The following is a 3,006-nucleotide window of genomic DNA, read 5'->3' on the forward strand; positions in this document are numbered from 1 at the left end:
TCGATGACGATCTCCTCGTCGATGACATCGGGGAACAATGTCTTGGAGATGGCCGCCGCCTCCTCGGGATGCTCGAGCGTGTAGGCGAAGCCTTCATCGACCGCAGCCAGGAACCGTTTGACCGTGTTGGGATTGGCGGCGATGAACTTGTCATTGGAGATCAGCGACAGTCCTGTCAGGTCGAAACCAAAGTCGGCCAGATAGAGCGGCACCAGCTCATGTCCTAGCGTCTTTTCGAAGATCGGATATTCATTGGTCGAGAACACTGCGACGGCGTCAGCCTCTTTGTTCAGGAACAGCGTGTTGCGCGCGCCGGTCTCCACCATGATATGCTCGACTGCATCGTAGTCCGTGTCGTTGTAGCTCAGGAATTGCTCATAGACGCCAGTGAAGGTGGAGCCAGACGAGGAGACGAGCGTCTTGCCCTCCAGATCCTTGGGCGTCCGCACCGGCGTATCCGGGTGGGAGAGCAGCATGATCGGCGATTTGGACATATACGAAGCGATGATCTTCACCGGCATCCCCATCTCCACGCCCTGCACCGGCTCGACCGCCGAGGTGACGCCGATCTCCTCGCGATTTTGAGAGATGACCTGCAGCACCGCCACCGAGCCCGAGCCTTCGAGCACGTCGACATCCAGACCATACTTCTCGAAGATCCCTTTCTCCTTGGTCACATAGAACGGGGCGAACTCCCCCTTAAACTTCCAGTTCAGACGAAGCGTGAGCTTGGTCGTCTCCGCCGGGGGCAGATCGATGGCGTCAGACGCGCCCGTCGACCCGGCATCGGCATTTTGCCCTGCTGTCGATGACTCCCCGGCATTTCCTCCCGCCACTGCGCTGCCGTTCGTACTGCCGCCAGTCGTCGTAGACGTCGCGCCACAGCCTGCCAGCACCAAGATCAATACCAACACCCCTGCGATCGCTGCATATCCTCGTCTTTTCATTGCTGCTCTCCTCCTATGGATGTCATTTTATCTCTCTTTTTCTTCTTTTGACTTGCTTATCTTTATTTCAATGATATATTATATGACATATCCATCCCATAGTATCGGTGCACAATAACACCCCCTCCAAAACCAGCAACATGTACAAAAACCTATTGATCATGCGATTTCCCAGGTTATTCTCCGTGCACAAAAACAATCGCCCAACACAGGGTGCCAACACGACACATAGTCATCTATTCTCACATAGGAGGAATCAGCCATGTCCTTGACCATCCAACGCATCCTCAAGCTCCCCTTGTTCGCCGACGCTACCGTCGCCGGCGGTCGCGGCGGTCTGGACAGTCCGATCGATTCGGTCAATGTCATGGTGAAGCTGCCGCAGGAGCGAGCCTTCGACGGACCGGAGGCCCCGGATATCTCGACCTGGCTGCGTCGGCACCAGCTACTGTTCACGACCGAGCATGTCATCCAGGAAAACAACAGCGTGTTCCTCCAGTTCCTGAGTCAGATGGCCCGCTCCCGCAGCGCCGGCCTGGTCATCAAGGCCAATCATCGGCTCGCCGAGCTGCCGTCGCAGCTGCTCGCCCAGTCCGACGCGCTCGATATGCCGGTCATCGCCCTTCCCAACGACACCTCGCTCGGCGAGATGATGAGTCAGGTGCTCGGCATCATCCTCAATGAAAAGCAGGTCGAGCTGGAGCGAACGTTCGAGATTCATCGCAAGTTTTCCCGCCTCTTCCTAAATGGAGCGAGCATGTCCGATATCGCCCAGACGCTGACCGGCGTCATCCATCATCCGATCCTGATCCAGAACAGCAAGCGGCAGATTGTCGGCTGGTCGGCTACCGCCGGGCAGCGCGCGACGTCGGCCGCCTTCCAGGCCGAGCTGCTCCAGCTCATCGTCCGACACGCCTCCTCGGAGAGCAAGCTCACCTACTGCGCGACGTCGCGCGGTGAGCAGCTCGGGCTCTACCCGATCCACGCCTCGGGCATGTTCAAGGGCTGCATCGTCGTCATGAATACCGACGCCTCGATCCGCACTCCGCTCATGCCGCTGGAGCAGGCCGCCCAGATCATCGCCTATGAGAGCATCAAGCAGGATGCGCTGCAGGAGGGCTCCAATCGACTGCGCGAGGAATTCTTCGGCGAGCTGCTCGACGACGAGATCGCCACGGCGGAGGAGATCGCCAAGCGCGGCGAGAAGTACGGACTACGGAGCGATGGCCAGCACTGGGTCGTCGTCTGCAAGCCGCTGTCGCACAGCTTCGACGGCCACGCGACCTACCAGCTCGGTCCGACGCAGCTCGAGCATCTGATGCGCGAGGCGCAAGCGTACCTCGATGCCAGCGGCATCGACGCGCTCAGCGCGATCAAGGGCGAGCATGTCGTCCTCCTCTTCCGGGCCGAGCAGCAGACGCTGCACAGCCAGCAGGAGCAAGAGTGGCTGCGTCTCCTCCAGCAGCTCCAGGAGCATCTCGAGCGCGGCAAGGACAAGTGGACGATCTCTTGCGGCATCAGCAATCCCGCCGATCAGCTCGAACGGCTGCCTCGCGCCTATCAGGAGGCGTCGCTGGCGCTCAAGCACGGTCTGGAGCTCAACCAGCAGCCTTGCGTCATCTCCTACCGCGTGCAGCAGGTGCCCGATCTGATCCGGTTGCTGCCCTATCACAAGCTCAGCGAGTTCTACGTCAGCATCCTCAAGTCGCTGGCCTATGCCAAGAGCGAGGAGAGTCTGGAGCTGCTGACGACGCTCGATACGTATCTGGAGCTCGGCGGCAACGTCAAAGAGACGGCGAATGCGATGTTCCTGCACCGCAACACCGTCTTCTACCGTCTCAATAAATGCGAAGCCTTGCTCGGACTATCCTTCAAGGACCCGATCGATCTGCTCAAGCTGCGGATCGCCCTGACGATCCATCATATCCTGATGGCTAACTCGAGCTCGAGGTAGACGCCGCACCCCGGCGCATCGCCGCCGGCCGGGGCGCGTGGGTCAGGAGCTGCCGGGGATCGCCGGTGCTGTAGAGCACCTCGGCGTCCAGCTCCGCGAGCCGAT

General features: G+C 59.9%; 2 protein-coding genes. One reads left to right on the forward strand and one right to left on the reverse strand.

What is annotated here, in order from left to right; all coding sequences use genetic code 11:
* Positions 1-947 (reverse strand): ABC transporter substrate-binding protein (locus tag PA598K_RS30945; protein WP_128660642.1); only part of this gene is annotated, 947 nt, incomplete at its 3' end.
* Between the two features lie 262 nt (positions 948-1,209).
* Here PA598K_RS30945 and PA598K_RS30950 point away from each other — a divergent pair.
* Positions 1,210-2,901, forward strand: coding sequence for a PucR family transcriptional regulator (locus tag PA598K_RS30950; protein ID WP_128660635.1), 1,692 nt, complete (start codon positions 1,210-1,212; stop codon positions 2,899-2,901).
* The last annotated feature ends 105 nt before the right edge of the window (positions 2,902-3,006 follow it).

The organism is Paenibacillus sp. 598K, from assembly GCF_003851045.1.
Taxonomy (GTDB): domain Bacteria; phylum Bacillota; class Bacilli; order Paenibacillales; family Paenibacillaceae; genus Paenibacillus_D.